Origin of the sequence: Natronorubrum thiooxidans, assembly GCF_900156475.1 — an archaeon.
GTDB lineage: Archaea > Halobacteriota > Halobacteria > Halobacteriales > Natrialbaceae > Natronorubrum > Natronorubrum thiooxidans.
The window spans coordinates 184862-207989 of the sequence record NZ_FTNR01000005.1 but is presented as its reverse complement, the minus strand read 5'-3'; the positions used below and the strand labels follow the sequence as shown (position 1 = coordinate 207989).

General features: G+C 60.8%; 22 protein-coding genes. 10 read left to right on the top strand and 12 right to left on the bottom strand.

Annotation, left to right across the window (positions count from 1 at the left end):
• Positions 1–137: 137 nt before the first annotated feature.
• Entirely contained in the window at positions 138–446 is a 309-nt protein-coding gene (locus tag BW940_RS09115) for a DUF7521 family protein (RefSeq protein ID WP_076608887.1), read from the top strand.
• 31 nt (positions 447–477) lie between these two features.
• Here BW940_RS09115 and BW940_RS09110 read toward each other — a convergent pair whose 3' ends face one another.
• On the bottom strand, positions 478–2859 hold the full coding sequence (locus BW940_RS09110; RefSeq protein WP_076608886.1) for an ATP-dependent DNA helicase: 2382 nt from the start codon (positions 2857–2859) through the stop codon (positions 478–480).
• Between the two features lie 185 nt (positions 2860–3044).
• Between BW940_RS09110 and BW940_RS09105 the strand changes: the two genes are divergently transcribed.
• Entirely contained in the window at positions 3045–3284 is a 240-nt protein-coding gene (locus BW940_RS09105) for a DUF7127 family protein (RefSeq protein WP_076608885.1), read from the top strand.
• Between the two features lie 70 nt (positions 3285–3354).
• Positions 3355–3948 (top strand): DUF1684 domain-containing protein, encoded by a 594-nt coding sequence (locus BW940_RS09100; RefSeq protein ID WP_076608884.1) that lies wholly within the window; start codon positions 3355–3357, stop codon positions 3946–3948.
• 100 nt (positions 3949–4048) lie between these two features.
• On the opposite strand, the gene BW940_RS09095 is transcribed toward BW940_RS09100, so the two are convergent.
• Positions 4049–4729 carry a class I SAM-dependent methyltransferase gene (locus tag BW940_RS09095; protein WP_076608883.1) on the bottom strand — a complete coding sequence of 227 codons (681 nt, stop codon included), beginning with the start codon at positions 4727–4729 and terminating at the stop codon, positions 4049–4051.
• A 385-nt stretch (positions 4730–5114) separates the two neighbouring features.
• On the opposite strand from BW940_RS09095, the gene BW940_RS09090 reads away from it, so the two are divergent.
• From BW940_RS09090 to BW940_RS09080, 3 genes are all read left to right on the top strand, one after another.
• A complete protein-coding gene (locus BW940_RS09090; protein WP_076608949.1) occupies positions 5115–6305 on the top strand; it encodes an extracellular solute-binding protein in 1191 nt (396 codons plus the stop codon).
• 310 nt (positions 6306–6615) lie between these two features.
• Positions 6616–8154 (top strand): ABC transporter permease, encoded by a 1539-nt coding sequence (locus BW940_RS09085; protein ID WP_394329399.1) that lies wholly within the window; start codon positions 6616–6618, stop codon positions 8152–8154.
• 103 nt (positions 8155–8257) lie between these two features.
• The gene (locus BW940_RS09080; RefSeq protein ID WP_076608881.1) at positions 8258–8836 is read left to right on the top strand and encodes a DUF7090 family protein; all 579 of its coding nucleotides are present in this window, start codon (positions 8258–8260) and stop codon (positions 8834–8836) included.
• Between the two features lie 227 nt (positions 8837–9063).
• On the opposite strand, the gene BW940_RS09075 is transcribed toward BW940_RS09080, so the two are convergent.
• From BW940_RS09075 to BW940_RS09060, 4 genes are all read right to left on the bottom strand, one after another.
• Entirely contained in the window at positions 9064–9846 is a 783-nt protein-coding gene (locus tag BW940_RS09075; protein WP_076608880.1) for a DUF7089 family protein, read from the bottom strand.
• Positions 9847–10212: 366 nt separating this feature from the next.
• Positions 10213–11193 (bottom strand): OapC/ArvC family zinc-ribbon domain-containing protein, encoded by a 981-nt coding sequence (locus BW940_RS09070; protein ID WP_076608879.1) that lies wholly within the window; start codon positions 11191–11193, stop codon positions 10213–10215.
• Positions 11193–11594 carry a DUF2073 domain-containing protein gene (locus BW940_RS09065; RefSeq protein WP_076608878.1) on the bottom strand — a complete coding sequence of 134 codons (402 nt, stop codon included), beginning with the start codon at positions 11592–11594 and terminating at the stop codon, positions 11193–11195. The genes BW940_RS09070 and BW940_RS09065 overlap by 1 nt, the downstream gene beginning before the upstream one ends.
• 6 nt (positions 11595–11600) lie before the next feature.
• Positions 11601–12239: an Era-like GTP-binding protein gene (locus BW940_RS09060; protein ID WP_076608877.1), complete on the bottom strand. Its 639-nt coding sequence runs from the start codon at positions 12237–12239 to the stop codon at positions 11601–11603.
• 1051 nt (positions 12240–13290) lie between these two features.
• On the opposite strand from BW940_RS09060, the gene BW940_RS09055 reads away from it, so the two are divergent.
• Positions 13291–14853 (top strand): Cdc6/Cdc18 family protein, encoded by a 1563-nt coding sequence (locus BW940_RS09055; protein WP_076608876.1) that lies wholly within the window; start codon positions 13291–13293, stop codon positions 14851–14853.
• Between the two features lie 66 nt (positions 14854–14919).
• The gene (locus BW940_RS09050) at positions 14920–15363 is read left to right on the top strand and encodes a hypothetical protein (RefSeq protein WP_076608875.1); all 444 of its coding nucleotides are present in this window, start codon (positions 14920–14922) and stop codon (positions 15361–15363) included.
• A 129-nt stretch (positions 15364–15492) separates the two neighbouring features.
• On the opposite strand, the gene BW940_RS09045 is transcribed toward BW940_RS09050, so the two are convergent.
• On the bottom strand, positions 15493–16509 hold the full coding sequence (locus tag BW940_RS09045; protein ID WP_076608874.1) for a S24/S26 family peptidase: 1017 nt from the start codon (positions 16507–16509) through the stop codon (positions 15493–15495).
• Positions 16510–16659: 150 nt separating this feature from the next.
• On the opposite strand from BW940_RS09045, the gene BW940_RS09040 reads away from it, so the two are divergent.
• Positions 16660–18228: a DNA-directed DNA polymerase II small subunit gene (locus BW940_RS09040; protein ID WP_076608948.1), complete on the top strand. Its 1569-nt coding sequence runs from the start codon at positions 16660–16662 to the stop codon at positions 18226–18228.
• 138 nt (positions 18229–18366) lie between these two features.
• On the top strand, positions 18367–19272 hold the full coding sequence (locus tag BW940_RS09035; RefSeq protein WP_076608873.1) for an amidohydrolase family protein: 906 nt from the start codon (positions 18367–18369) through the stop codon (positions 19270–19272).
• A 24-nt stretch (positions 19273–19296) separates the two neighbouring features.
• Here the strand turns inward: BW940_RS09035 and BW940_RS09030 are convergent, their stop codons facing one another.
• Genes BW940_RS09030 through BW940_RS09010 form a run of 5 tightly spaced genes read right to left on the bottom strand, consistent with a single transcriptional unit; the run spans position 19297 to position 23121 of the window.
• Positions 19297–19683: a hotdog family protein gene (locus BW940_RS09030; protein WP_076608872.1), complete on the bottom strand. Its 387-nt coding sequence runs from the start codon at positions 19681–19683 to the stop codon at positions 19297–19299.
• 1 nt (position 19684) lies between these two features.
• Positions 19685–20413, bottom strand: a complete 729-nt coding sequence (locus BW940_RS09025; protein ID WP_076608871.1) for an ABC transporter ATP-binding protein — start codon at positions 20411–20413, stop codon at positions 19685–19687.
• 1 nt (position 20414) lies between these two features.
• On the bottom strand, positions 20415–21173 hold the full coding sequence (locus BW940_RS09020) for an ABC transporter ATP-binding protein (RefSeq protein WP_084776743.1): 759 nt from the start codon (positions 21171–21173) through the stop codon (positions 20415–20417).
• Positions 21170–22198 carry a branched-chain amino acid ABC transporter permease gene (locus BW940_RS09015; protein WP_076608870.1) on the bottom strand — a complete coding sequence of 343 codons (1029 nt, stop codon included), beginning with the start codon at positions 22196–22198 and terminating at the stop codon, positions 21170–21172. The genes BW940_RS09020 and BW940_RS09015 overlap by 4 nt, the downstream gene beginning before the upstream one ends.
• Complete coding sequence (locus BW940_RS09010) at positions 22195–23121, bottom strand: branched-chain amino acid ABC transporter permease (protein WP_076608869.1); 927 nt, start codon at positions 23119–23121, stop codon at positions 22195–22197. The genes BW940_RS09015 and BW940_RS09010 overlap by 4 nt, the downstream gene beginning before the upstream one ends.
• Positions 23122–23128 lie beyond the last annotated feature (7 nt).

Genomic DNA, 23128 nt, shown 5'->3' with positions numbered 1-23128 from the left:
GTGTTCTCTCGAACTGGGAACAGACAGCGTCACTCAAGTGAGAGAACTGCGGAATAGCCGATAGCCAAACAGGAATTCGAGTGTCGACCAGTTGCCGTCCGAGCGGGACGCGGGCGGCGTCTCGACTCGACGAAGCCATGAACGAATACACACTCCTCATTGCAGTTGCCAACACTGCAACGCTGCTCACCGGCGGTGCCGTTGCGCTGCTCGCCTACCGGGCCTTTCGACGGACTGGCTCGACAGCCCTGCGTGCGGTCGCAGCCGGTTTCGGGTTCATCGTCATCGGATCGCTGGGTGGCGCAATCGCCCACCTCTTCGAGGGGAGCGTCGCCCTCGGCGTGACGATCCAGAGTGCGTTCACCGCCGGCGGGTTCACGATCTTGCTGTACTCGCTGTACGTCGAGACGACGGCACCGACGGTGACGGTTCGCCGCTCCGACTGATTAGCGCCCTCGCCTCGAGAGCCAGGTGCGATTACGACTCGAAGTCGAGTCGAGACCGGAACTGCTCGAGGCCCATCCCGAGCATGTCCGGACTCACCGTCTGGAACTCGCCGTCATCGGGAAGATACGGCCGCACGGAATCCCAGCTCTCGCGGGCGTACCGCTCGTCCAACAGGACGCGGACGCCGACGTCGTCCGGCGAGCGGATGACGCGACCGATCGCCTGTCGGGCCTTGCGCACTGCAGGGATCGTCAGCGCGTACGCAAAGCCGTCCCCGAACGCGTCGTCGTAGGCCCGTCGAACGGCTTTGGTCCGGGGACTCGAGGTGTTGACGATCGGGACGCCACAGACGACGGCCGCAGAGAGCCGGTCGCCGCTGTAGTCGACACCTTCGGTCAGCGTCCCCCGGAGACTCGTGACGAGCACTTTGCCCTCGCCCGCGAAGAACTCGTGTTTGAGCGACTGGGTCGTCTCGTCGTCGCTCGCCGCATCGAGCAAGACGGGTTTCTCGAGGCGGGCCTCGAGCCGCCCGGCGATCCACTCGGCCTCGGCGTAGCTCGGCATCCCAACGAGGACGTTCCCCGGGAGCCGGCCGATTTTCGTGATCGCGTCCGTGTAGGCCGTTCTGGTCTGCGTGTCCTCGTCCGGCCGGCCGCGATTGTCATACGTAAATTTCGGGACCGAAACCGCGAAGCTCTCGCGGTTTTCTTTGGGGAAGTGCAGTCCGTAGCGTCGCTCGACGACGGGTCTGTCTTCCTCGCGTGCGAGGTACTCCAGGCCCGTCACCTCCGTGAAGGCGTCCACCGGCTCCAAGGTCGCGCTCATGAGGATCCCGCCGCCAAAGGTCGCGAGGCGGTCGCCGATCGCGTCGCTCGGCACGCAGTTATGCAGGGCGAGACTCGCACTGTAGGCCCGCCGCCACGAGTCGGCGGGTTCGGTTTCGTCCCAGGTGCGCTCGAGTTCGATCTCGCGGAAGTAGTCAACGTGGTCCCGTCGGTACCACTCCCCGAGGATGCGACCCACAGCGGGCGCAGCACGGGTTCGGTCTTCTTCTTCGGCCTCGTTTAAAATCCGTTCGACGACGGCCCCGACGGATTCGGCGCGGACCCACTCGGCGTCGCTGTGGTCCGCTTTGCGCGCCCACGCGGTGAGTTCGTCTTCGGCTGGCTCAGCTGGGTCCCGAAGCGGAATTTCTGCATCGGAAAGCTCGTGGAGATTCGACCGCCACCCCCTGTGGTTCCGGTCGAGATAGGTAGTGACCCGGCGATCGAGTTCCTCCCGGAGGTCCCGAACGAACTCGAGGGTGCGATTCAGTTCCTCGAAAGTAACGTCGCTGTCGTCCAGTTCCGCGCGCACGAGGTCGGCGTCGGCCGTCTTCGAGCCGCCCTCGGCGTGTCGCCCCTCGCGTTCGAATTTGATCGGCTGGATGACCCTCGAGAGTTCGGTCTCGGCGTCACGCAGGGTCGTGTCGGCGACCCCGTCGCTGACGAGGTCGCGCACGCGTGGCTCTAACATATGAGCCTCGTCGCAGACGACGAACGTCGAGTCATCGAGCAGTGCGCCGGTAAACGAGCCGGTCGTCCGCGGGTCGAACGCGTGGTAGTAGTTCCCGAGGACGACTTCGGCGTGACCGAGGACGGCCCCCATAATCGAGTGGGGACAGCTCCCGTGGGCCACCGAGCGCGCGACGAGATCCTCGGGCGTGATCATCCCGGCCTCGGTGAAATCGTACGGGACGGCCTCGCCCGTGTCTCCATCGCTGCCTTCCTCGGGGAGATCCTCGAGGTACTGGGCGTAGAACGGGCAGTACTCGGTTTCGGCACCGACGGGGCCGCCATCTGAATAGGTCGGCATTTCCGGCGGATAGGCGGCCGTCTCGTCGGCGGTCTCGAGAAATCGCCCGGTTGGACCGGATCGGCCGCTATCAGCGAGGCCGGTCTGTTGCTGGCGCGCGCTCGCGGCGAGGCTTGCAGCGGTCGTCTCGCCGCCCTCGCCGGTGAGATCACGGGTTCGGTCCCGCAGCGTCTCACAGCGGTCGTAGACGTTGCCGTCATCGATCCCACCCGCCCCTTCGCGGTTGTACGGACAGACGTCGGCTTTCCCGACGAGCGTGAGCCCCGAAACGGGGTCCCAGTCGTCGGGGAGGTTCTCGTTGATCGTCTCGAGGTCGGCTTCGAACTGGCGCAGTTGCTGTTTGACGCTTGTGAGCACGAATACGCGCTCGTAGTCGGTGTCCGGATCGCGCACGAGATCGATCCCTGCAGTGAGCGCGATCATCGTCTTCCCGGTGCCACAGGCTCCCTCGACGACGGTGTAGCCACCGTCTCGAGCAGTGTCGATCGTGGTCTCGATACCGTCGACCTGCTCGTCGTAGGGCTGATCGTGGCCGAAAATCGAACGCCAGTCCGTCATGCTTCCCGTACTCATCGTCGGTCCCGCATAGCGTTGACGAACTGTGTTGGCCGCGCCATCGAGTATAAACCTTCGTCGGTGCCGGCTCGAACTCACGCTCGGCGGAATCGCGACAGCCGATCGTCGGTACCGACGGGAGCGTGTGTAGGGGTGTCACTTTAATTCGGTGAGCCCCTAAGACAGGTATGAAAGTCCCCAAACCCCTCCAGAACGTCGATAACGGCGGTGCAGTCGTCCGAACCCTCGAGTACGAGGACGGCAGCGTCATTGCAGTCGATTTCGGCCACGCAGGTGAGGACCTCACGGTCGACGTCGTCGGCTCGACCGCGATTATCGTCACCGACGACGAGCAGTTCGAGTTCGAACTGCCGCCGGAAGCGAGCGATATCTCGGTCCACAATGGCGTCCTGACGATCGAGGAATAGCGACAGCGCGGGCTCGAGTCCCGCTCGAGCGAAACACAACCCATTCCCCTGCTGCGCCGGTAGGTCCGGTATGAGCGATTCCACCGATACTAACGGCGACGTCGATGTCGATCGCTGGCGCGACGAACTCGAGTCGAAACGCGACGAGAAAGACGAGTTCTTTGCCGAGCATCCACAGTCACCGATCCCACCCGAGGAACGGGACGCGTTCGACGGCCTCGACTACTTCGCGCCGGATCCGACCTACCGCGTGAGCGCGACCGCAACGGTCCACGACGATCCCGAGGTCGTCCTGATGGAGACGACCGCAGGCCGAGAGATGCGCTATCTCCGGGTCGCGACTCTGGAGTTTGACTTAGAGCGCGAGGAGGAGGACCTCGAGGACGGCACCTTCGAACTCGCGGCCTACCAGCTCGAGAGCCCGAACGAGGAGCCGCTGTTCGTCCCGTTCCGCGACAAGACGACCGGCCAGCAAAGCTACGAGGGCGGTCGCTACATGGAACTGTCGCCGGATCGAGACCTCACAGATGGCGACGAGCTCGTCGTCGACTTCAACCTCGCGTACTCGCCGTTCTGTGCCTACAGCGAGACGTTCGACTGTCCGCTCCCACCGGAAGAAAACTGGCTCGAGGTGACGATTCCGGCGGGCGAACGGTTCGCATAGAGGGTGGCTTCCACTCGAGCGTGTGTCTAAAAACCCACCGACGGAACGATGACTCGAGTCGAAGTGAAGGGGTTGTAATCGACAGTGTCTCGAGTCGAAATCAGGGGGAGACGCCGACGGTCAACAGGGTTCCGAACTCGCGGTAGCGTTCGACCATCGCCTCCCGTGAGTCCCAGTCGTCGGTCGGGAACGCATCTGCATCGGGGATCGTGATTTCGCGGTCCGGCACGTGGTCCTGTTCGGCGACGTAGAGACCGGCGTCGCGGAACGCCGCGCGGTACTGGTCGCGATCCCAGCGGGTCATCTCGATCGAGATATTGTCCTGCCACTCGTGGGAGTGGACGTTCTCCTCGTAATAGTTGACTGCACAGTAGAACGTCCCACCGGGGCTGAGGATTCGAGCGATCTCCTCGAGCGTCTGATGGGGATCGGCGGCGTAGTAAAACGCCTCCATCGACCAGACGTGATCGATGGAGTCGTCGGCAAACGGCAGCGAATCGAAGTCACCGACGACGAATCCGACCTGTGAGTCGTCGGTATAGTCGGCGGCATTTCTGGCCATCTCGGGCGAGCCATCCAACCCGTAGATTCGGCCCGCATCCTTGGTGTCTCGGAGGGCACGGCCGGCGTAGCCGCTCCCACAGCCGAGATCGAGGACGGTATCACCGTCTTCGACCGGCATGCGTGCGAGCGCGTGTTTAGCGGTGTGCCAGTGGCGGTCTTCCATCCCTCGATCCCGGCCGCTTTCGGCCCACTCGTCGAACTCGTCGCGGACGCTCATGTACGGGGAATCAGTCCCGGGAGCCAAAACCGATTCGACTCGTGTTTCGATCGGTCAGGGACACGTGCGAGACCACGCTGTACTGTGGCAGGCTCGAGCATCACACTGTGGTGGTAACAGTCGCCAAGTTCGTAGTGTCCGAGCCTGTCGGCAAAGTCGACGACAGACGAACGAGTCGACGATCCATACGTTTCGACGGTTTGGATAGTTCCGATACACTCTTTAGGTTGGCCTAAAAAGAAGGGGTTGGAGAGGTTTAGGTTGGCCGAAATCCGTGGGCATCGGATTCGGACCGCGAAGACAGCAACCGCTACACCGTCTCCTCATCTCTCCTCGCGGGAACATCGGAAGGTATTTGTATTTTAGGCTGGCCTAAAACTAGATGATGAAAGAACCCAACCGCAATTCGACGCGACAGACGGCGATCGATCGACGACGGTTCCTCGCGGCCTCGGGCGTTTCTGTGGCCGGTCTTACGGGTATTGCCGGTTGTCTCGGAAACGGTGACGATGACGGCGACGATGGAAACGGTGGGAGCGGCGGCGGAGCCGTCGCCGACGCCGATCCAATCGAAACTCCGGTCGATTCGACTGCGATCAACTGGGACGATCTCGGCGATCTCGAAGGAGAGATCAACGTCTACTCCGGTCGAAAGCGCTCACAGATCGACCTCGTCTTCAAGATGCTCGAAGAGGAGTATGATGGACTCACGATCAACCGCAGCTACGACGACAACGACGCACAGGTCAACCAACTGATCCAAGAAGGTGACGCCACGCCGGCAGACGTGTTCTACTCGCAGGACCCTGGGGCCCTGGGCGCAGTTCACGACGAGGGGCTGGTCCAACAGCTTCCGAGCGACGTCGTCGACGCCGTTCCCGAGAGCTACCGCGAGCCGGACGGATTCTGGACCGGCGTGAGCGGCCGCGTGCGCTCGATCCAGTACAACAGCGAACGGTGGGATGGCGACGCCGATGACTTCCCGACCGACATCTTCGAGTATGCAACCGACCCGCAGTTCGAGGGAATCATTTCGACGCGACCCAACTCCGGGACGTTCCGTGGATTCATTCAGGCGATGGTCGAACTCGAGGGAGAAGAAACAACCCGTCAATGGATCCGCGATTTCATGGACCAGGATCCCCAGCTTTTCTCGAGCGGTGGCGACCAGGCCGCAGCCGTCAATCGAGGCGGTGACGACGATCCGATCGTGGCGCTCGGCAACAGCTACTACGCCGCACGGATCGTCAACGAGGACTCCAGCGCGCCGCTCCGGATCACGTTCACCGAGGACGACGCCGGCTGTCTGTTCAGCGTCGCCGGCGTGGCCGTCACGAACAACGTCGACGATCCCGAACTCATCGCGGAGTTCACCCGTCACCTCGTCGCTGCCGAAGGACAGGAGTTCATGATGGAAACCAATGGCGAGTACCCCGTCGTCGACGGCGTCGAGTACGTTGGTCCGCTGCCGGATCTCGACGAACTCAACCCGCCGCAGTTCAATCTTAGCAGCTTCGACATGGAACTGCAGGCGGCCCGCGAACTCCTGGAAGAAGAAGGGATGCTCCCACTCTAACGACGAACAGCCCCACAACGCCGAGAGTGTCTGTCCCCGTCGCAGGACGGTCCGCTGCGACAGCCGTCACCCACTTTTTACTGTCCCGTCGTTATGATCGAGCGCTCTCAAACATCGATCGCTTCGATAGCGACCACGCGTTGACGGATGTGAAATCAAGCGTTTCAAGAGACCTGAGCCCGGATCAAACGATAACCGAAGACTGCTCGCCCGGTAAACGGAATATGCAATGAAATCTATCAAAGACGCCGTCGACATGTCACAGCACTCCGAAAGGATCACCGAGCGGTTCGAGCGGGTCGATCCGTGGATGATCGGATTGGCCGTCGTGAGTTCGATCCTCGCGTTCCTCGTCGTCTCCCCGATGTTCTGGCTGGTTTGGCAGGCGTCGACGGTCGATCCCCTGCGTGCATACGAGCTCATCGTCTCCTCGCAAACCGCCAGGATTACGGCGAACAGCATCGGGTTGATGCTGTTCGTCACGCTGTTTTCGATCCTGCTCGGCGTTCCACTCGCCGTCCTGACGACCCGAACCGACTTACCGTACCCACGGTTCTGGACGATCGTAGCCGCGCTTCCGCTCGTCATCCCGAGCTATATCGGGGCGATCGCGTTCGTCTCCATGTTCGGATCGGGAGGAGAGATCGACTCACTGTTCGGCGTCACACTCCCGCGAGTCGACGGACTACGAGGCGCGGTGTTCATTATCACGTTGTATACGTACCCGTACGTGTTTTTGACGACGCGAGCGGCACTCCTCTCGATGGACAGTTCGATTGTCGACGCCGCACGCACGCTCAACGCCGGCTGGTTCGAGGCGTTCCGGCGCGTCACGCTTCCCCAGATCAGGCCGGGAATCGCCGCCGGAGCGTTGCTCGCGGGACTCTATGCGATATCGGATTTCGGGACGCCAGCGTTCATGCAGGCAAGCGTCTTTACCAGCACAATATACTGGGAATTCAGCGGGTTTGGCGTCGAATACGCCGCATTGCTCGCGTTACAGTTGATAGCGATTGCCGCCGTCGTCCTCGTCATCGAAGCTGGTATCGGACGTGATGAAGACGTAAGCGGCGGTACCAGCAGCGGCACAACGATACGGCTCGGGTACTGGAAGTGGCCGGCTATGGGGTTCATCTCGACGATCGGTATCGTCACGCTGGTCGTTCCGGTCGCGATCTTCACCAACTGGTTGTTCCGAAGTGAGGGCGACCCGATTCCGTCACTCGAGTTTCAGTGGGAGTTCGCGTACAATTCGGTCCGTCTCGCCCTGTTGGCTGCACTCGTTGCGTGTGCGTTTGCCCTGCCGATCGCCTACTACTCCGGCCGGACGAACTCCCTGATTTCGCGGGTACTGGAACGAGCGACCTACATCGGGTTCGCCGTTCCGGGCGTCGTCATCGGCCTCGCACTGGTGTTTCTTGGAACCAGAACATTGCCCTCGTTCTACCGACAAGGAGTCTGGTTGCTCGTGTTCGCGTACGTCGTACGCTTCCTTCCGCAGGCGGTCGGCACCATCCGGTCGTCCGTCTTGCAGGTCGACGATAAGACGATTGAAGCGGCTCGTACCCTCAATGCCGGCCGATTCGAGGTGTTTCGCCGCGTTACATTACCGTTGATCGTACCGGGCGTAATCGTCGGCGGCGTTCTGGTGTTCCTGACGACGATGAAGGAGCTACCGGTGACGCTGATGCTTGGCCCTATCGGGATGGATACGCTCGTAATCATCATCTGGGACGCCCAGGATGCCCTCGCCTACCGGTATGCGGCCATCCCTTCGCTTCTCCTTATTCTCATCTCGGGATTCTCGATGCTGGTTTTGTTACGACAGGAAAACGACAATCTGAGCTGAGAACTCGAGGAAGAAACCGAAAGACGATGAGACATCGACCGGCGTCAGCGCGGCCTTCAACATCCGCACTATTAAGTCAGTGCCGAAAGTTGTTCACGTCAGTATGGAGTACGCGCTCGAAATCGACGGCACACCGGACACGGTACCTGGTGGGACAGGCGTGCTGTTGTTGCATCCAAGCACCGGTGAAACCGACCGTATCGACACCGACTTTCTCAAAACCGACACCGACAACTTCCTCGTCGTCTCCACTCGAACCACGGCCCGCGAGGTCAGACAAAAACTCGAGTACTACGACGTCGACGAGGACTGCGCCGAGATCCTCGACACCCTGAGCATCGAACGGGGCTACTCGCGACGGACAAGCGACACCGTCCACTACGTCGCCGCCCCCGACGACGTCGACGGCATCGTCGAACATATCGACGGCTTCCTCGAGGCCCACGACGGAAAACTCCGGCTCAGCTTCGACTCCGTCACCGAACTCGCCTACTACGCGGGCGACGACCAAGCCCTCGAGGCAGTCGAACGCATTCTCGACCTCCTCGAGAAACACGACGCTGTGGGATTGTTCCACGTCTCCGAAGAGCCCCACGACGACGCACTCGTCGACGAGTTCCGCACCCTGTTCGATGGGATCATCGACCTAGACGCAGACGGCAGCATCGACGCCGAGTTCTGACCGGCATCGGAGCACGCGGTCTCGCTGACAGCGGTTTTTTCGACGAAAACTGTTCAAGCCCCAGCAGTAACGAGGTTCAGCACGGACTCGAGCCAGTCGTTGTGTCACTCTTGGACGGTACCAGGACCAGAAATCAAGCGGTTGTCGTCTCGTCGCGCCAATCGGGTGGTCGAGACGACAGTGCTCGAGTTGGGTGTGTGACGCTGGACCCAGCCGGTTTCGCAACGTTAGTTGGCGAGTGACTCGAACGTCTTCTCGGCCCACTTGATCGCGTACTCGGGACCGTGGTCGCGGTAGGCATCAGTGTCAAGCGCCGCAAACGGCGCTGGTAACTCGATCGCGTGTTTGATCGCCGCACACGCAAGCTCCGTCGCGTCTGCAAACTCCGTCTCCCCGCGGGCGACCGCCCGCGGCAGTCCCGCAACACGGTCCTCGAGTCGCGTTCCCGCGTCCTGCCACGCGGCGGCAAGTTCGGGGTGGTCGTCGTGCCAACTCGAGAAGACGGCCCGTGTCTGGAGACCGACCCAGCCGTCGTACAGCGCCGCCGCGACCTGATAGGTGCCACTCGGCCCGAGGTCGACCGCTCGGTCGAGCGCGCGATAGTCGTCCTCGAAGAAGCCGATGAACTGTTCTGGCACCCCGAGATCGAGTTCCACGAACGCCTCGGCGAGCAGGAAGTCGACGAACGCCTCGGGTGATCCCTTGACGCGTGGTTTCACCAGCACGAGTGGCGGTTCGGTCTGGCGCGTCCAGACGACACTGCCATCGCCCGGCATCCCGATCGTCAGATCCGAACTCGCGTAGCGAGCGAGCAGCGTCGGTGCGTCGTCGGGCAGCCACGCTGGCGGATAGCTCGCGGGCTCGAGTGCGTCGACGAGCAGGCCGAGATCCTCCGCTTGTGCGGGTGGCAGCGTCTCGAAATCACGCTCACAGTCGAGTACCTGCACGTCGGGCGCGTACGCATCTCGGACTGTCTCGACCGGACTCGAGAGCTCGCGGCCCTCGAACATCAGACGAGGACCATCTGGGAGACGACCAGCAGCGACAGCAGCGCCGATACAGCGATCGTCATGAGGACGACCTTGGTTGGTTTGCTCATGCGTAGACGAAGTCAGTCACGTCGCTTAAATCCATCTTTCTTGACCGAAACGCGAGCTCTCAACGAGCACCGATGCTGTGCGTGTTCGGTATTCGATAGCCGACTGGGTCATCGACACGTGCAGCCGACATTCCGATCTACAACAGCCCACGTGATCGATCACCACACCACCAGTTCAGATGGAGCCAACTGCTGCCATACATTCCGCAGAGAGGAGCTCTCGATAGAGATTACAGTCGAAACGGAAGGGTGTCACTAACGCGAGTCTCGGAAGCCGTTATTCGTCGTCGTCGGCATGCCATGAGTCCGGAACGTCGATGACGTAGCGGCCGTCTTCCTGGAGGGAGATGATGTATTCCTCGCGATTGTACAGTTCCATCAGGTTGAGTTCGTACTGCCCAGGGCTGACGATCTTGATGCTCTCGAACTGCTCGTTGAGTTCCGCTCGAAGCTCCTCGATGGATGGCTGGTCGCCCGATGGCTCGCTGACGACCCGGCCGTGGTCCGGTGGTTGTGTGCCTGCCTCGTCGCCCGGCCCATCCGCCTCCGTCGGCTCCGCACCTGCATCCGACGTGGAGTGGGGTGTTTCGGACGGCAGGTCGGCCGTCGAAACGACCTCGCTTCGGGCGTCGGCCTGGGCCGTATTTTCGCTGTCCTCGAGCGTCGAGTGCTCACCACTCGAGGGCGACGAGTCGACCGACTTGTCGGAAGTCGACGTCGTCGGAGACGCGGACTCGAACGTGGCGTGTTCTCGGTCAACGTCGCTTGACTCGTCGCCCACTGCCGTCGACCGATCCTCGGGTCGGCGAGCCGTCTCCGGCCATTCGGTGAACTCGTCCGTGTCAGTGCGCTGTTCGGGCGCGGACGATGTTTCAGGTTCGGGCCACGAACCGTCGGATTCGTCATGACTCGCGTCGGTCGCTGGAGTCCGGTTCTCGAGGGACTCTTCAGCGGACCGTGTTGGCTCAGCGGACTGCGTTGGCTCAGCGGACTGCGTTGGCTCAGCGGACTGTTTGGACTCCGACGAGACCCAGCCACGAACGGTGTCTGCGGCGCGTTTGACAGTTCCGGTGGTGTCGGCTGTGCCGGTCCCACCGGCTGGCTCGGCCGACGTCGACGCTGCTGATTCGGTCGACTCGGTCGTCTGTCCGGATGGCGCAAACTGAAACTTGTTCCCACCACAGTTTGGACAGCCCGACAGCATCTCTTTGGAGCCGTCAGGAAACGTTCGGCCGCAGTTCGTACATTCGTGGGGCATTAGTCTCGAGACACGAGCGCGCTGATCAGCGTTTCGTCCTTGTGGAGCGTTTCGATCTGGTTTGCCGGCCCGATAACCGTCAGCTTCGCCGCTGACTCGTCGCCACCCATGATGCGACCGAGCAGCGAGGAGTTCCGCGTCTCTGATTTTGGATACGTCTCGATCTCGATCCCGTTGAACTCATCGGGGCTGATCTCGGCCATCGTCACCTCGATGAGTCGGCTCTCCTCGTCGGGGGTCAGCCCCTCCTCCAAGATGACGATGTTCCCGTCATGGACGCCATCGAGGATCATTCGGATCTTCTCCATGGTCGCCATGCCGTCCATGCGTTCGCCGCTGATCAGGTCGATCTGGACACCGTCGGGAGCGTCCGGGTCATCCGTGTTGGTTGCTTTAGGCATTGACTCTCACCCGAAGTACTCCGCGATGTTCGCGTAGACTTCATCCATGTTCTCGCCTTCCTTGGCCGACAGCGGGACCGTTTTGTGCTGTGGAAAAGCGTCTTCGATCCGTTTGACGCTGGCTTCATCGAGGTCGATCTTGTTCGCGAAAATAAGCACCGGGAGATCGCGAGACTCGATGATGCCGATCAACATCGTGTTGACCTGTGTGATCGGATCCTCTGCGCTGTCGAGGACGTAGATGACGCCGTCGACGTCCTCACGAAGCCAGTGCATCGCTTCCGCGACGCCTTCGGTCGCCTCGCGAGAGCGGCGGATAGCGTCGTCTTCGTCCATCTCGTCGGTAAACTCCTCGTAGTCGACTTTCGTTGTCACACCAGGTGTATCAACGATGTCGATCGTTACCGACTTCCCGTTGCGTTCGATCTCGACGTTCTCTTTCCTGCGCGCACGTCGTGTTTCGTGTGGAATGTGACTCTCCGCACCGACCGCGTCACCAGTCCAGTCTCGAGCGATTCGATTGGCAAGCGTCGTTTTTCCGGCGTTTGGTGGACCGTAGATACCGATTCGTTTGGGTTCCTCTTCCGCAAACAGGCGGTCCGTAACCCGAGAGATACTATCTTTAAGTTCTGTGAACAGTCCCATCTGTGGGGCCCTCCAGCACCGCGGGGTGCATCTGCGCGTACTACAAACTGAACTCACTTAAGCCTACGTCAGACGTGTAGACAGTTCAATCGTTGTGAGCTGTCGACATCGACGATATTAATGATATTAAGACACACGAGTGTCGGTCACACTCACGTGTGGTACTCACGAGGTAGATATCGCCGTCTCGAGACACCCCCACCCCTTCGTTTCAACTGGAGACTGTCGAAGGGGTGGGGGCCTGATCGGTAGTATCCGCCGATGCAAGTCGTGGATCGAAGGTGAAACCGACGAGAACAGTATCGAGAAGGGAGTTAGAACGGTGAATTCGTGACTTGCAGTGGTTCTAGTAACTCGAGGCGCTGAGCTGGGTCATTCTAGTGTTTCCTAGTAACTAAAACAACCTCTTCTAGTAAAATATGTGCTTTGCTAGTGCTACGGACCGTGTTTCTGACCTACCAATATAAAACTTCTCGTTACAGAGACCCCCTCCCCCCACCCCCCACTCTCGTCAGGTTCCACCCGAAACAAAGGGGTGGGGGGTTAGGGTCGATTCCACCATTTCATGTGGTTTGACACCATTTATCCTATTATTGTCATTAGTTCACATTATCAACTCCCTCCTTCTCCGAGCTCGCTGTCTCCAAAAGTGGCCTTCACCCACGATCTCCGGAAGCGGCCTCCACCTATATGCTCGAAAGCACCCTCCACGTTCGGTCCGCGTTCTAACCGCTCACACTCAAGAGTGACCTCACCACTCCAGAGTGGACTCGAAACGGCCGTGTTTCGAAGGAGTTGTCCAAACAGTCGCCCGTTCGCACCAGCGGGCTTGTTCTGACTGTTAGCTGGCCAAACCGGTCTCATTTGAGTGGTAGTCACTGGTTGAAGGGAAGAATTTAATACCGTGCTTTTCCTCTGTTTCGTTTGCATCAACTGGACTCGATTCAGGAGTACAATAGAGTCGGTTGCCCGCCCTGGGCCATCTCCTCCCCGAGATTCCTGCGTGCGAGTCCGAAATTCCACTCGAAACGAGGGGGTATGTGTACGACGGATGTCAGACGATGATTCAGAACCGACGGGGTCGGAGCAGGCCGATATCGACGAGACACCGGGTTTCTCGAGCATCGATGAAACCGAGCTCGGCGACGAGGAGTCGAGCCAAGGGCTGTTCGACGATCTGCTCAGTGGTGAACCGATCTTCGAGAACAAGGAAGTCCTTCGCCCGTCCTATACGCCACACGAACTCCCACACCGGAGCGACCAGATCAACAAGATGGCGACGATCCTCGTCGCCGCGCTCCGTGGTGAAACGCCGTCGAACATCCTCATTTACGGCAAAACCGGGACGGGAAAGACGGCGAGCGCAAAGTTCGTCAGCAAGGAACTCGAGAGCACCTCCCAGAAATACAGCGTCCCCTGTGACGTCGAGTACATCAACTGCGAGGTGACCGATACCCAGTATCGCGTGCTTGCACAGCTCGCAAACAAGTTCATCGAGAAGAACAAAGCCCGAATCGACGACCGGATCGACGATCTCGAGGACCTGCTCGAGGCCGTGGACGCACACGAAACAGCGGCCTCCGACGCCACTGTCGACTCTGAATCAGACGCGGCTGCCGATGTCGCTGCCGAGTCCACGTCAGCACATCCCCTCGAGTCCACACCGTTTAGCGCCCGCAGTGAGGTCACCGCCCGCATCGAGAGCCTCGAGGAGGACAAAGATTCCTTCGAGGAGGTACCCATGACCGGGTGGCCAACCGACCGCGTCTACAGCGTCTTTTTCGATGCCGTCGATTACGACGAACGCGTCGTCGTCATCATGTTAGACGAGATCGACAAACTCGTCGAAAAAAGCGGCGACGACACGCTTTATAATCTCTCACGGATGAACTCCGAACTCGAGAACTCCCGAGTTTCAATCATCGGTATCTCCAACGACCTGAAGTTCACCGACTTCCTCGATCCGCGTGTCAAATCCTCGCTGGGTGAAGAAGAGATTGTGTTCCCACCCTACGACGCCAACCAGCTCCGGGACATCCTCAAACATCGCTCGGAGGTCGCATTCAAAGAGCGTGCGCTGTCTGACGACGTGATCCCGTTGTGTGCAGCCTTTGCCGCACAGGAACACGGGGACGCGCGTCGCGCGTTGGACCTGCTTCGTACTGCTGGTGAACTGGCCGAACGCTCCCAGACGGAGACGATCGTCGAGGAACACGTTCGGCAGGCTCAGGACAAGATCGAACTCGACCGGGTCGTCGAAGTCGTCCGCACGCTGCCCACCCAGAGCAAACTCGTCCTCTTTGCGATCATCCTCCTCGAGAAAAACGGCGTGCACAGCATCAACACGGGCGAGGTGTTCAATATCTACAAACGCCTCTGTGAGGAGATCGACGCCGACGTCCTGACCCAACGGCGTGTCACCGATCTCATCAGCGAACTCGACATGCTCGGGATCGTCAACGCGGTCGTCGTCTCGAAAGGACGATACGGTCGGACCAAAGAGATCAGTCTCTCGGTTCCACTCGAAGAGACGGAGGCCGTCTTGCTCTCCGATTCTCGACTGAGTAGTATCGACGACGTCCAGCCGTTCGTCCAGGCTCGATTCGAAAACTAGACCGCCCGATCCCAGCGCTGTGGGAATCGACAAGCCAGTAATACTGTGTCACGACGTTCCCCTCATATGAAACGGCGCAGCGCGATCGTCGCAACGGCGAGTCTCGTCTCGCTTGCCGGCTGTATCTTCACCGACGGCGAAGTCGAGTTCGAGCGCGGTGAGCTCGAGGTTATCGTTGACGGCGAGGCCATCGACCTCTCTGCAGACCGGTTTCAGTCCGAAAACGCCGCCAACGACTCGCTCGAATTTCATCTCCACGAGCAGGACGACTACTGGTATATGGAGGGGGCAGAACCGGTGACGTTCGCCGAGGGACTCGATCTCCTCCCGCATTTTGCATGCACACAGCAGGGAGACGACCACGTCGTCACTATCGACGGCACCGACTACGACGGTCGCGAGCCGGAGACGGAGCTTACGTTTCTCGTTAGCGGTGAGACGGTCGATCCAACCGAATACGTTGTCCAAGACGGCGACGAACTTCGCCTCGAGATCACGACTGGCGAGTGACACCACGCCTCGAGTCGAACCAAGGGGACGACTCGCGAAACAAGGGGACGACCCGTGCTGTCGTCACAACTGAATACGATCTCCACAGCAACCGATGTCGTCACGACCGAATACGAGCTTCGCAGCCGTTTAGTTCCGGTAGCGACCGACGGCAACGGCGACACCAGCGCTGGTGCCAGCGAGCCCGGTCGAACCGGCTAGCCCGGCCTGCAGGGCAGCAGAATCGGGACTCACAGCCTCTGGAACGCTCTCGAGCACCGGCGATGGGAGAATTATCCCGCCGAACAGTTCGTCGAACGTCAGCCGGACGTGGCCGAGCCACGGGACGCGGAACATCGCTTTTCCGGTGACCCACTCGGTTCTGACGACGTCGGTCCGAGCACCACCTCGATACTGGTCGTAACCGCTGTTCGCATCGCCTTTCGTGATGAACCCGTCGTGATTCGCCGGACAAGTCTGGACGTCAGCACAGGTCGCATCACCGATGATCTCCTCGTTAGCTTTGGTATCGACCCAGTTTTCGTCTTCTTCGACCCAGAAGTGGGCGCGATGGATCACCGGTGTCTCGCCTGGATCGCCGTTGGGCCGAAAGACGATGACGTCGCCAGCTTCGCCAAACTTTTCGTGTCCGTTCGCTTCGCCGTCCTCGAGCGTGACGACGCCGGTACCGGCGACGGGGTCGTCACCGGCGAATCGGTCGTCGTCGACGACGAAGATCAGATCGCCTCGCTGCATGTTCGGCTCCATGCTCCCGCTTTCGACGGCGACCAGTGGCGGCCAGATCCCGCTGACCCCGAAGAGAAGCAGGCCGATGACAGCGACGATGGCGACGCTGCTCGCGACGTCTCGAGCCAGGACGACGCTCTCGTTTTTGGAGCGCAGAAACCAGCGAACGAGGCCGTCATCGTCGATCGTGACGCCGTCGGTCTCGGTGGTCTTTGGGGGCGTTTCGGACGGCTCTCCCGGTGGTGTCCATTCGTCAGCATCGTCTGCGCCTGGCGGTGTCCACCCCTGAGCGCTGTTTCGGTCCTGTCGGTTACGATCGCGGCTGTCCTGTCGATCACGATCATGGGTGGGCCGACCGTTGGAATCCTCTCTGGAGTCATCGGCGTCGTCAGATGGACCACCGGGGCTAGGACCGCTCATCGTCACCCGTTTTGCTGGGGCTCACAATCAACCTTCTGTTCGCACCATCGAGAGTGAAACGGTCCAGTTCCGGTGTCGACTGGAGTCCTGGCTGGGCTCGCCTCGCCGTATTACGGTATCCTTTTCTTTTCGCCCACGAATGCGAGAGACGTGCCACTCGAGGCGTCAGCTCGGATCGTCAGTGAACTCACCAGCCGTGGCTACAACGCCGAACGTGAGGCTGTGACACAGCTCACGTCGGCGGACGATCCGCAGGCGGCTCTCGAACGCGTTATCGACACGCTGCCCGAGGATGCGCTGGTCGTCCGAACCGACCACGTTCAGTCGGCGCTTGTGGCGACCGATCCGGATCCGAAATCGATGGGGGGCGAACGGGATCCTGCTTCCAAACTCGACACCACAGACCCCCCTGTTTCGACTGGAGATGACACAGCAACCCCACCAGCCAGCGGTGCGGGTGCTCCAGTGGAAACGAAGGGGTCTTCGGGTGTCGAGCGGTCGGCCGACCCCGAACTGCGATCGCTCGAGATCGCCGGCGATATGACCGGCGAGAGTACGGGTACCGGCGAGTACAGCGACTTCGTTTCGGTGTTCCGGGATCGCCTCGAGCGACTCGGGTCGACACTGCGAGGGCGGGTCAACCACCGGCCGGCGACGGCGATCCAGAACATGCCCGGCGGTGGTGAGGTCGGAATGGTCGGGCTGGTCAACGACATTCGGTCGACTGCGAGCGGCCACTGGCTAGTCGAACTCGAGGACGCGACGGGAACGTTCCCGTGGCTAGTGATGAAAGACAGGGAGTACGCTGATCTTGTCGGAGAGTTGCTCTGTGACGAGGTGTTGGCGATGGAAGGAACCCTCGCCGACGATTCGGGGATCGCCTTTGTCGACTCGATGTATTTCCCCGACATTCCGCGGACGCATGAGCCATCGACGGCGGACCGCCACGTGCAGGCGGCGCTGATCAGCGATGTCCACGTCGGCAGCCAGGAGTTCATGCACGACGCCTGGAATAGGTTTACGGACTGGCTGCATACGGATCAGGCCCAACACGTCGAGTACCTGCTGCTCGCGGGCGACATGGTCGAAGGGGTCGGGATCTACCCCGATCAGGATGAGGAACTCGATATCGTCGACATCTACGAGCAGTACGAGGTGTTCAACGAGTATCTCAAACAGGTGCCCGGCGATATCGAGATCGTCATGATCCCGGGCAACCACGACGCGGTGCGCCTCGCAGAGCCCCAGCCCGGGTTCAACGAGGACCTCCGAGAGATCATGTCGGCCCACGATCCACGAATTGTGAGCAATCCCTCGACGGTGACCCTCGAGGGCGTCTCTGTGCTCATGTACCACGGCGTCAGTCTGGACGAAGTGATTGCTGAACTCCCCGAGGAGAAAGCGAGCTACGAGGAGCCACACAAGGCGATGTACCACCTGCTCAAAAAGCGCCACGTCGCCCCGCAGTTCGGTGGCCACACCCGTCTCGCACCCGAAGAACGGGATTACCTCGTCATGGACGAGGTTCCTGACATCTTCCACACCGGCCACGTCCACAAACTCGGTTTCGGCAAGTATCACAACGTACTCGCCATTAACTCCGGGTGTTGGCAGTCACAGACCGACTTCCAGAAGAGCGTCAACATCGACCCCGACGCCGGCTACGCTCCGATTGTCGACCTCGATACCCTCGACGTGACGGTCCAGAAATTCAGCTGAGTGGTTCGTTCGACCGCAAGCCGACTCTTTCATTTCGTATCCGCGTGATCGACCCTCCCTCGCCGGTTGCAGTACACCTATTTGACAGGATCCCGACTCTCTCATACACGACTCGAGTCCCGAGTCTCTCAGCGTACTATGTCACCCCCCGAGCCACAGACACCGTCCGAGGAGCCGTCGACCGCCTTTGCCCCGGCGATCGATGCCCACACGCACCTGTTTCCGGACCGACTCGCCGCCGCGATTCGTCGGTCGCTCAGCGCCGAGACCGACTGGGAGTTCTCGAGTCCGACGACGCGACCGGAAATCGAGGCCGTCCTCCGTACGGCGGGCGTCGAGGCCTACGTCGCCCTCCCATACGCGCACAAAGCGGGGATTGCTCGCGAGTTGAACGACTGGCTGCTCGAGCAAGCCACCGACTCAGACATGCTGCTCCCGTTCGCGACGGTTCATCCCGACGATGATGCCGTCGCAGCCGTCGTCCGGGATGCGTTCGAGGCGGGCGCTCGAGGTCTGAAGATCCACTGTCCCGTCCAAGAGTGTCGGCCCGCAGACCCGCGACTCGAGCCAGCGCTCGAGGTTGCGGCGGCGTACGATCGACCGATCACCTACCACGGCGGGACGGCACCGATGTTCGAGGACACCGAGTACGTCGGGGCAGACGCCTTTGCCGACCTGATCGACTCCTATCCGGACGTTCGGGTCTGCTGTGCACACATGGGTACCTACGAGGTCGATCGGTTCCTCGCGTTCGCCCGCGAGCACGAGACCGTCTATCTGGACACGACGTTCGCGATGTCGACTTCGGCCGAGGAGACGATGGGGTTCGATCCGTCGACGATCACGGACGAAACCCTCATTGACCTCTCGGATTCCATCATGTACGGTTCGGACTTCCCGAACATTCCCTACCCCTATCGTAACGAACGGGCCGGATTACTCGCTCGAGAGCTGCCGCGGGAGACGACTCGAGACCTCTTTTATCGGACGGCTGCGGACTACCTCGGACTCGACATCGAGGACGGACTCGAGTCCGCAATCTGACCGTTCGATGGCGCTGTCGCCCGCTCAGGACGTCTTCCAGATGAGGCCCTCGATATCGCCGGTGAGAACGGACTCCGCATCGTTGTTCGTACACTCGATATCGACGGTAACGGCGTAGCGGTCGTCCCGTTCGTCAACGGTGTCGAACGTCCACAGACAAGTGATCTGCTCGCCGGTGTAGACCGGCTGGCGAAACTGGAACGTCATCTCCGTTGCGAGGACCTCGAGGTCGCCGCCGATTTTCGTGGGCAGGGTCGCGGTGAGCAGGCCGTGGACCAGCAGCTGTCCGCCCTCGTCGGGTTCCGTGTGCTGATCCTGTCTGTCGCCTGAGAGCTCGGCAAACCGTTCGACCTCGTCGGTCGTGAACGTCCGTTCGAACGTGTGTGTCTCGCCTGCGGTTGGTCGACCCATGCTAGCTGCCTTCGAAGATGCGTTTGATCTCCGCATTGTCGACGATCGGTTCGTCGTCGTCGATACTGGTGACGATCTCTCCTCGTTCGATCACGTACCCGCGGTCGGCGATCTCGCCCGCATGGCGGACGTTCGACTCCGCGACGACGATCGAGATGCCGAGGTCCTTGATGCGCTCGACGCCCTCACGGAATCGTTCCCGGACAGATGGTGCAAGCCCTTCGAACGGCTCGTCGAGCAATACGATATCCGGGTCCGACGCGAGCGCCCGGCCGACTGTGACCATCTTTTGTTCCCCGCCACTGAGCTGGCCGGCGGGCCGATCGAGGAACTCCTCCATCTCTGGGAAAATGTCGAGGATCCGGTCGCGACGCTCTCGGAACTCGTCGTCGCTGACGTCATCGCTTCCCCACGTCGACATCCGGATGTTGTCCTCGACAGTGAGGGTCGTGAACAACCGTCGGTCTTCCGGCGCGAACCCGATTCCGTGTTGGATCCGCGTCCGTGAGGGCTGATCCGTGAGGTCGGTCCCACGCACACGAATCGAGCCGTTCTGAATCGCGGTCTGGCCCATCACCGTCCGGAACGTCGTCGTCTTGCCGGCTCCGTTGCGGCCGATCAGGGCAACGGACTCGCCCGGTTCGATCCGGATCGAGACCGCCTCGAGGACCCTCGCCTTGTCGATCGTCACGGTGATGTCGTCGATCTCGAGCAGTGGCTCTTGGCTCATCTCAGACACCTCCCTCGAGGATGAACTGGTTGACTTCCTCTGATTCCATCACGGCCGCCACATCGTCGTCGGCGAGCACGCGCCCTTCGTGGAGGGCGATAATCCGGTCGGAGTAGTCGCGAATGAGTTCCATGTCGTGTTCGATGAATATCAGGCCGATGTGCTGTTCGACCGCAGCCTCGGTGATCGTCTCCATGACGGCGTTTTTCTCGCGCGAGCCGACGCCGCTGGTCGGCTCGTCGAGGATCATGATCTCCGGCTCGAGTGCGAACGACATCGCCACGTCGAGGACCTTTCGGACGCCGTGTGGGAGGTGTTCGGTGTGGTCGTCCGCGTGGGCCTCGAGGTTGAACAACTCGAGGAGTCGCTCCGTCTCGCTGACGGAGGCGCTGTCCCGGTTGGTTGGCATGAACAGGCGATTGTTCTCCTGTTTTCGCGAGAGAACGCTCGCCTGCATGTTCTCGAACACCGTCATCTCGTCGTAGATCTGTGGGATCTGAAACGAGCGGACGAGTCCCCGACGGACCCGCTTGTACTTTTGCAGGCTCGAGATGTCCTCGCCGTCGAAGACGATGGTCCCATCGGTCAACGGCAACGCACCCGAGATGAGGTTCGTGAACGTGGTCTTGCCGGCCCCGTTGGGACCGATGATGCCGACGATTTCGTCGTCGTAGAACTCGACGCTGACGCCATCGACGGCGACGATACTTCCGAAATCTTTGCGAACGTTTTCGGTTTTGAGGATTGGTTCTGTACTCATTGTTCACCCCGCCGATCGGTGATCATCTCGACGAGCGTCTTTGCGCCGCCCCAGATGCCGTTTTCACGTAGCGTCAGGACGACGACGAACAGCACGAGCCCCATCGTAAAGTGCCAGTACTCGGTGTACGACAGCGCCAACTCCTGCAGCATGATGAAGCCACCGGCACCGATGACCGGGCCGAAGAAGGTTCCAATGCCACCGAGCAACGCCATGAAGACGATCTCACCCGACATCGTCCAGTCGAGATACTCCGGGGTAATGTGGCCGATCAGGACGGCGTACAGCGCGCCGCCGAGGCCGACGATCATCGCCGACAGGATCATCGAGTAGACGCGGTATCGCAACACCGGGACGCCGGTCATCTCCGCTCGCGTCTCGTTCTCACGGATCATCTTCAGCGTGAGTCCGAACGGTGATCGGAGGACGAACCAGAGCAGGACGATCGTCGCGGCCAGGGCCACCAACACGACGTGGTAGTAGAACCCGAGCAGGTAGATCTGTGCCGACAGTTCGCTCACTGGAATGCCGAAGAAATCGGGCCGGGAGACACCGATCCCGTCGGTCCCGCGAGTGAGTCCGCCGATGTCTCGAACGGCAAGGATGTACAGCAGCTGTGCCAGTGCCAGTGTCAACAGCGCGAAGTAGATCTCGTGGGTCTTGACGGACAACGCGCCAATGATGGCACCGACGATCCCGGACATGATCATCGCAAGCAGGAGCAATACCACGAGATCGTTGATCCCGGCCTGCCCCATCACGAGCACGACGGTATACATGCCGGTACCGAAAAACGCCGCGTGACCGAACGACAACAGCCCCGTGTAGCCGAGGACGATGTTGAATCCCATCGCGGCGATGGCGAAACACATGATCCACGTCAGTAGCCGCGTGTGGTAGGCGTTGAGCGTTATCCCCGGGTACAGAGCGAGCACGACGAACAGGACGATACCCGAGAGGAGCCGCCAGTCTTGCAGCGTCTCCGTCAGTTCGACGTTCCCGAACGTCGGCAAGCGGGTGCTCATTCGACCACCCCCTGATCACCGAACAGGCCCTCGGGCTTGACGATGATGACGACCACCATGAGTGCGAAGACGATCGCCAGTTCGATCGCCGGAACGTATGCGATGCCGAAGCTTCGAACCATCCCGATGATCAGCGACGCCACGATGACCCCCTTGAGGCTTCCGAGCCCGCCGATGACGATCACGGCGAACGAAAGCAACACGTACTCGAGTGTCACGGCCGGTGTGGCCACGGCAAACGGCACGAACAGGGCGCCGCCGAGGGCGGCGATCGCAATCGAGAGGCTAAAGATCAACACGCGAACCCGGGTGACGTTGATCCCGAGCATCTGGACCATCTCGTAGTCCTCGGACATCGCCTGTGAGATCTTGCCGATCTTCGTCTTGACGAACATCAAGTAGAGCCCGACGGCACAGCAGACGGCGATCAGGATGACGAACGATCGGTACATCGAGATCGAAGCCCCGAGGACGTCGACCGTCCCCAACTGTCTGGACGGGTTGGTCGCGGCGGCGACGCTGATCGGCGTCCCGCCCCAGATGTACTTGATGATGTCGTCGAGCATGAGGATGACACCGAACGTGGCCAGCAGCTGATACACCGGTTCGATATCATAGAGGGGCGCAAACACCGATTTGTCGAGCGCCGCCGCTAACACGAACACCACGAGTGGGATCACGAGGACGAGTACCACTAGCAACGCCGCTACCGACGTCGTGATATCGCCGATGTTGTTCAGCGTCCAAACGGCGACGTACGCACCCAGCCCGTAGAACGCGGCGTGGGCCATGTTCAGCAGATTGAGAATGCCGAACACGAGCGTCAGCCCGACCGAGGCGAAAAACAGCAGGGCTGCGAAATACAGCCCGTTGAACGTATGTCCCAGCACGAACGGCTGTCCCAGGAGTGTTTCTGGTATCATTATTCGT

Coding starts and splice junctions, on each gene's coding strand:
- BW940_RS09070 (WP_076608879.1), bottom strand. CDS start 11,193: ATGCCCCACGAATGTACGAACTGCGGCCGAACGTTTCCTGACGGCTCC.
- BW940_RS09035 (WP_076608873.1), top strand. CDS start 18,367: ATGTCACCCCCCGAGCCACAGACACCGTCCGAGGAGCCGTCGACCGCC.
- BW940_RS09105 (WP_076608885.1), top strand. CDS start 3,045: ATGAAAGTCCCCAAACCCCTCCAGAACGTCGATAACGGCGGTGCAGTC.
- BW940_RS09100 (WP_076608884.1), top strand. CDS start 3,355: ATGAGCGATTCCACCGATACTAACGGCGACGTCGATGTCGATCGCTGG.
- BW940_RS09010 (WP_076608869.1), bottom strand. CDS start 23,121: ATGATACCAGAAACACTCCTGGGACAGCCGTTCGTGCTGGGACATACG.
- BW940_RS09075 (WP_076608880.1), bottom strand. CDS start 9,846: ATGTTCGAGGGCCGCGAGCTCTCGAGTCCGGTCGAGACAGTCCGAGAT.
- BW940_RS09095 (WP_076608883.1), bottom strand. CDS start 4,729: ATGAGCGTCCGCGACGAGTTCGACGAGTGGGCCGAAAGCGGCCGGGAT.
- BW940_RS09060 (WP_076608877.1), bottom strand. CDS start 12,239: ATGGGACTGTTCACAGAACTTAAAGATAGTATCTCTCGGGTTACGGAC.
- BW940_RS09110 (WP_076608886.1), bottom strand. CDS start 2,859: ATGACGGACTGGCGTTCGATTTTCGGCCACGATCAGCCCTACGACGAG.
- BW940_RS09065 (WP_076608878.1), bottom strand. CDS start 11,594: ATGCCTAAAGCAACCAACACGGATGACCCGGACGCTCCCGACGGTGTC.
- BW940_RS09055 (WP_076608876.1), top strand. CDS start 13,291: ATGTCAGACGATGATTCAGAACCGACGGGGTCGGAGCAGGCCGATATC.
- BW940_RS09030 (WP_076608872.1), bottom strand. CDS start 19,683: ATGGGTCGACCAACCGCAGGCGAGACACACACGTTCGAACGGACGTTC.
- BW940_RS09080 (WP_076608881.1), top strand. CDS start 8,258: ATGGAGTACGCGCTCGAAATCGACGGCACACCGGACACGGTACCTGGT.
- BW940_RS09085 (WP_394329399.1), top strand. CDS start 6,616: ATGATCGGATTGGCCGTCGTGAGTTCGATCCTCGCGTTCCTCGTCGTC.
- BW940_RS09090 (WP_076608949.1), top strand. CDS start 5,115: ATGAAAGAACCCAACCGCAATTCGACGCGACAGACGGCGATCGATCGA.
- BW940_RS09015 (WP_076608870.1), bottom strand. CDS start 22,198: ATGAGCACCCGCTTGCCGACGTTCGGGAACGTCGAACTGACGGAGACG.
- BW940_RS09025 (WP_076608871.1), bottom strand. CDS start 20,413: ATGAGCCAAGAGCCACTGCTCGAGATCGACGACATCACCGTGACGATC.
- BW940_RS09050 (WP_076608875.1), top strand. CDS start 14,920: ATGAAACGGCGCAGCGCGATCGTCGCAACGGCGAGTCTCGTCTCGCTT.
- BW940_RS09115 (WP_076608887.1), top strand. CDS start 138: ATGAACGAATACACACTCCTCATTGCAGTTGCCAACACTGCAACGCTG.
- BW940_RS09045 (WP_076608874.1), bottom strand. CDS start 16,509: ATGAGCGGTCCTAGCCCCGGTGGTCCATCTGACGACGCCGATGACTCC.
- BW940_RS09020 (WP_084776743.1), bottom strand. CDS start 21,173: ATGAGTACAGAACCAATCCTCAAAACCGAAAACGTTCGCAAAGATTTC.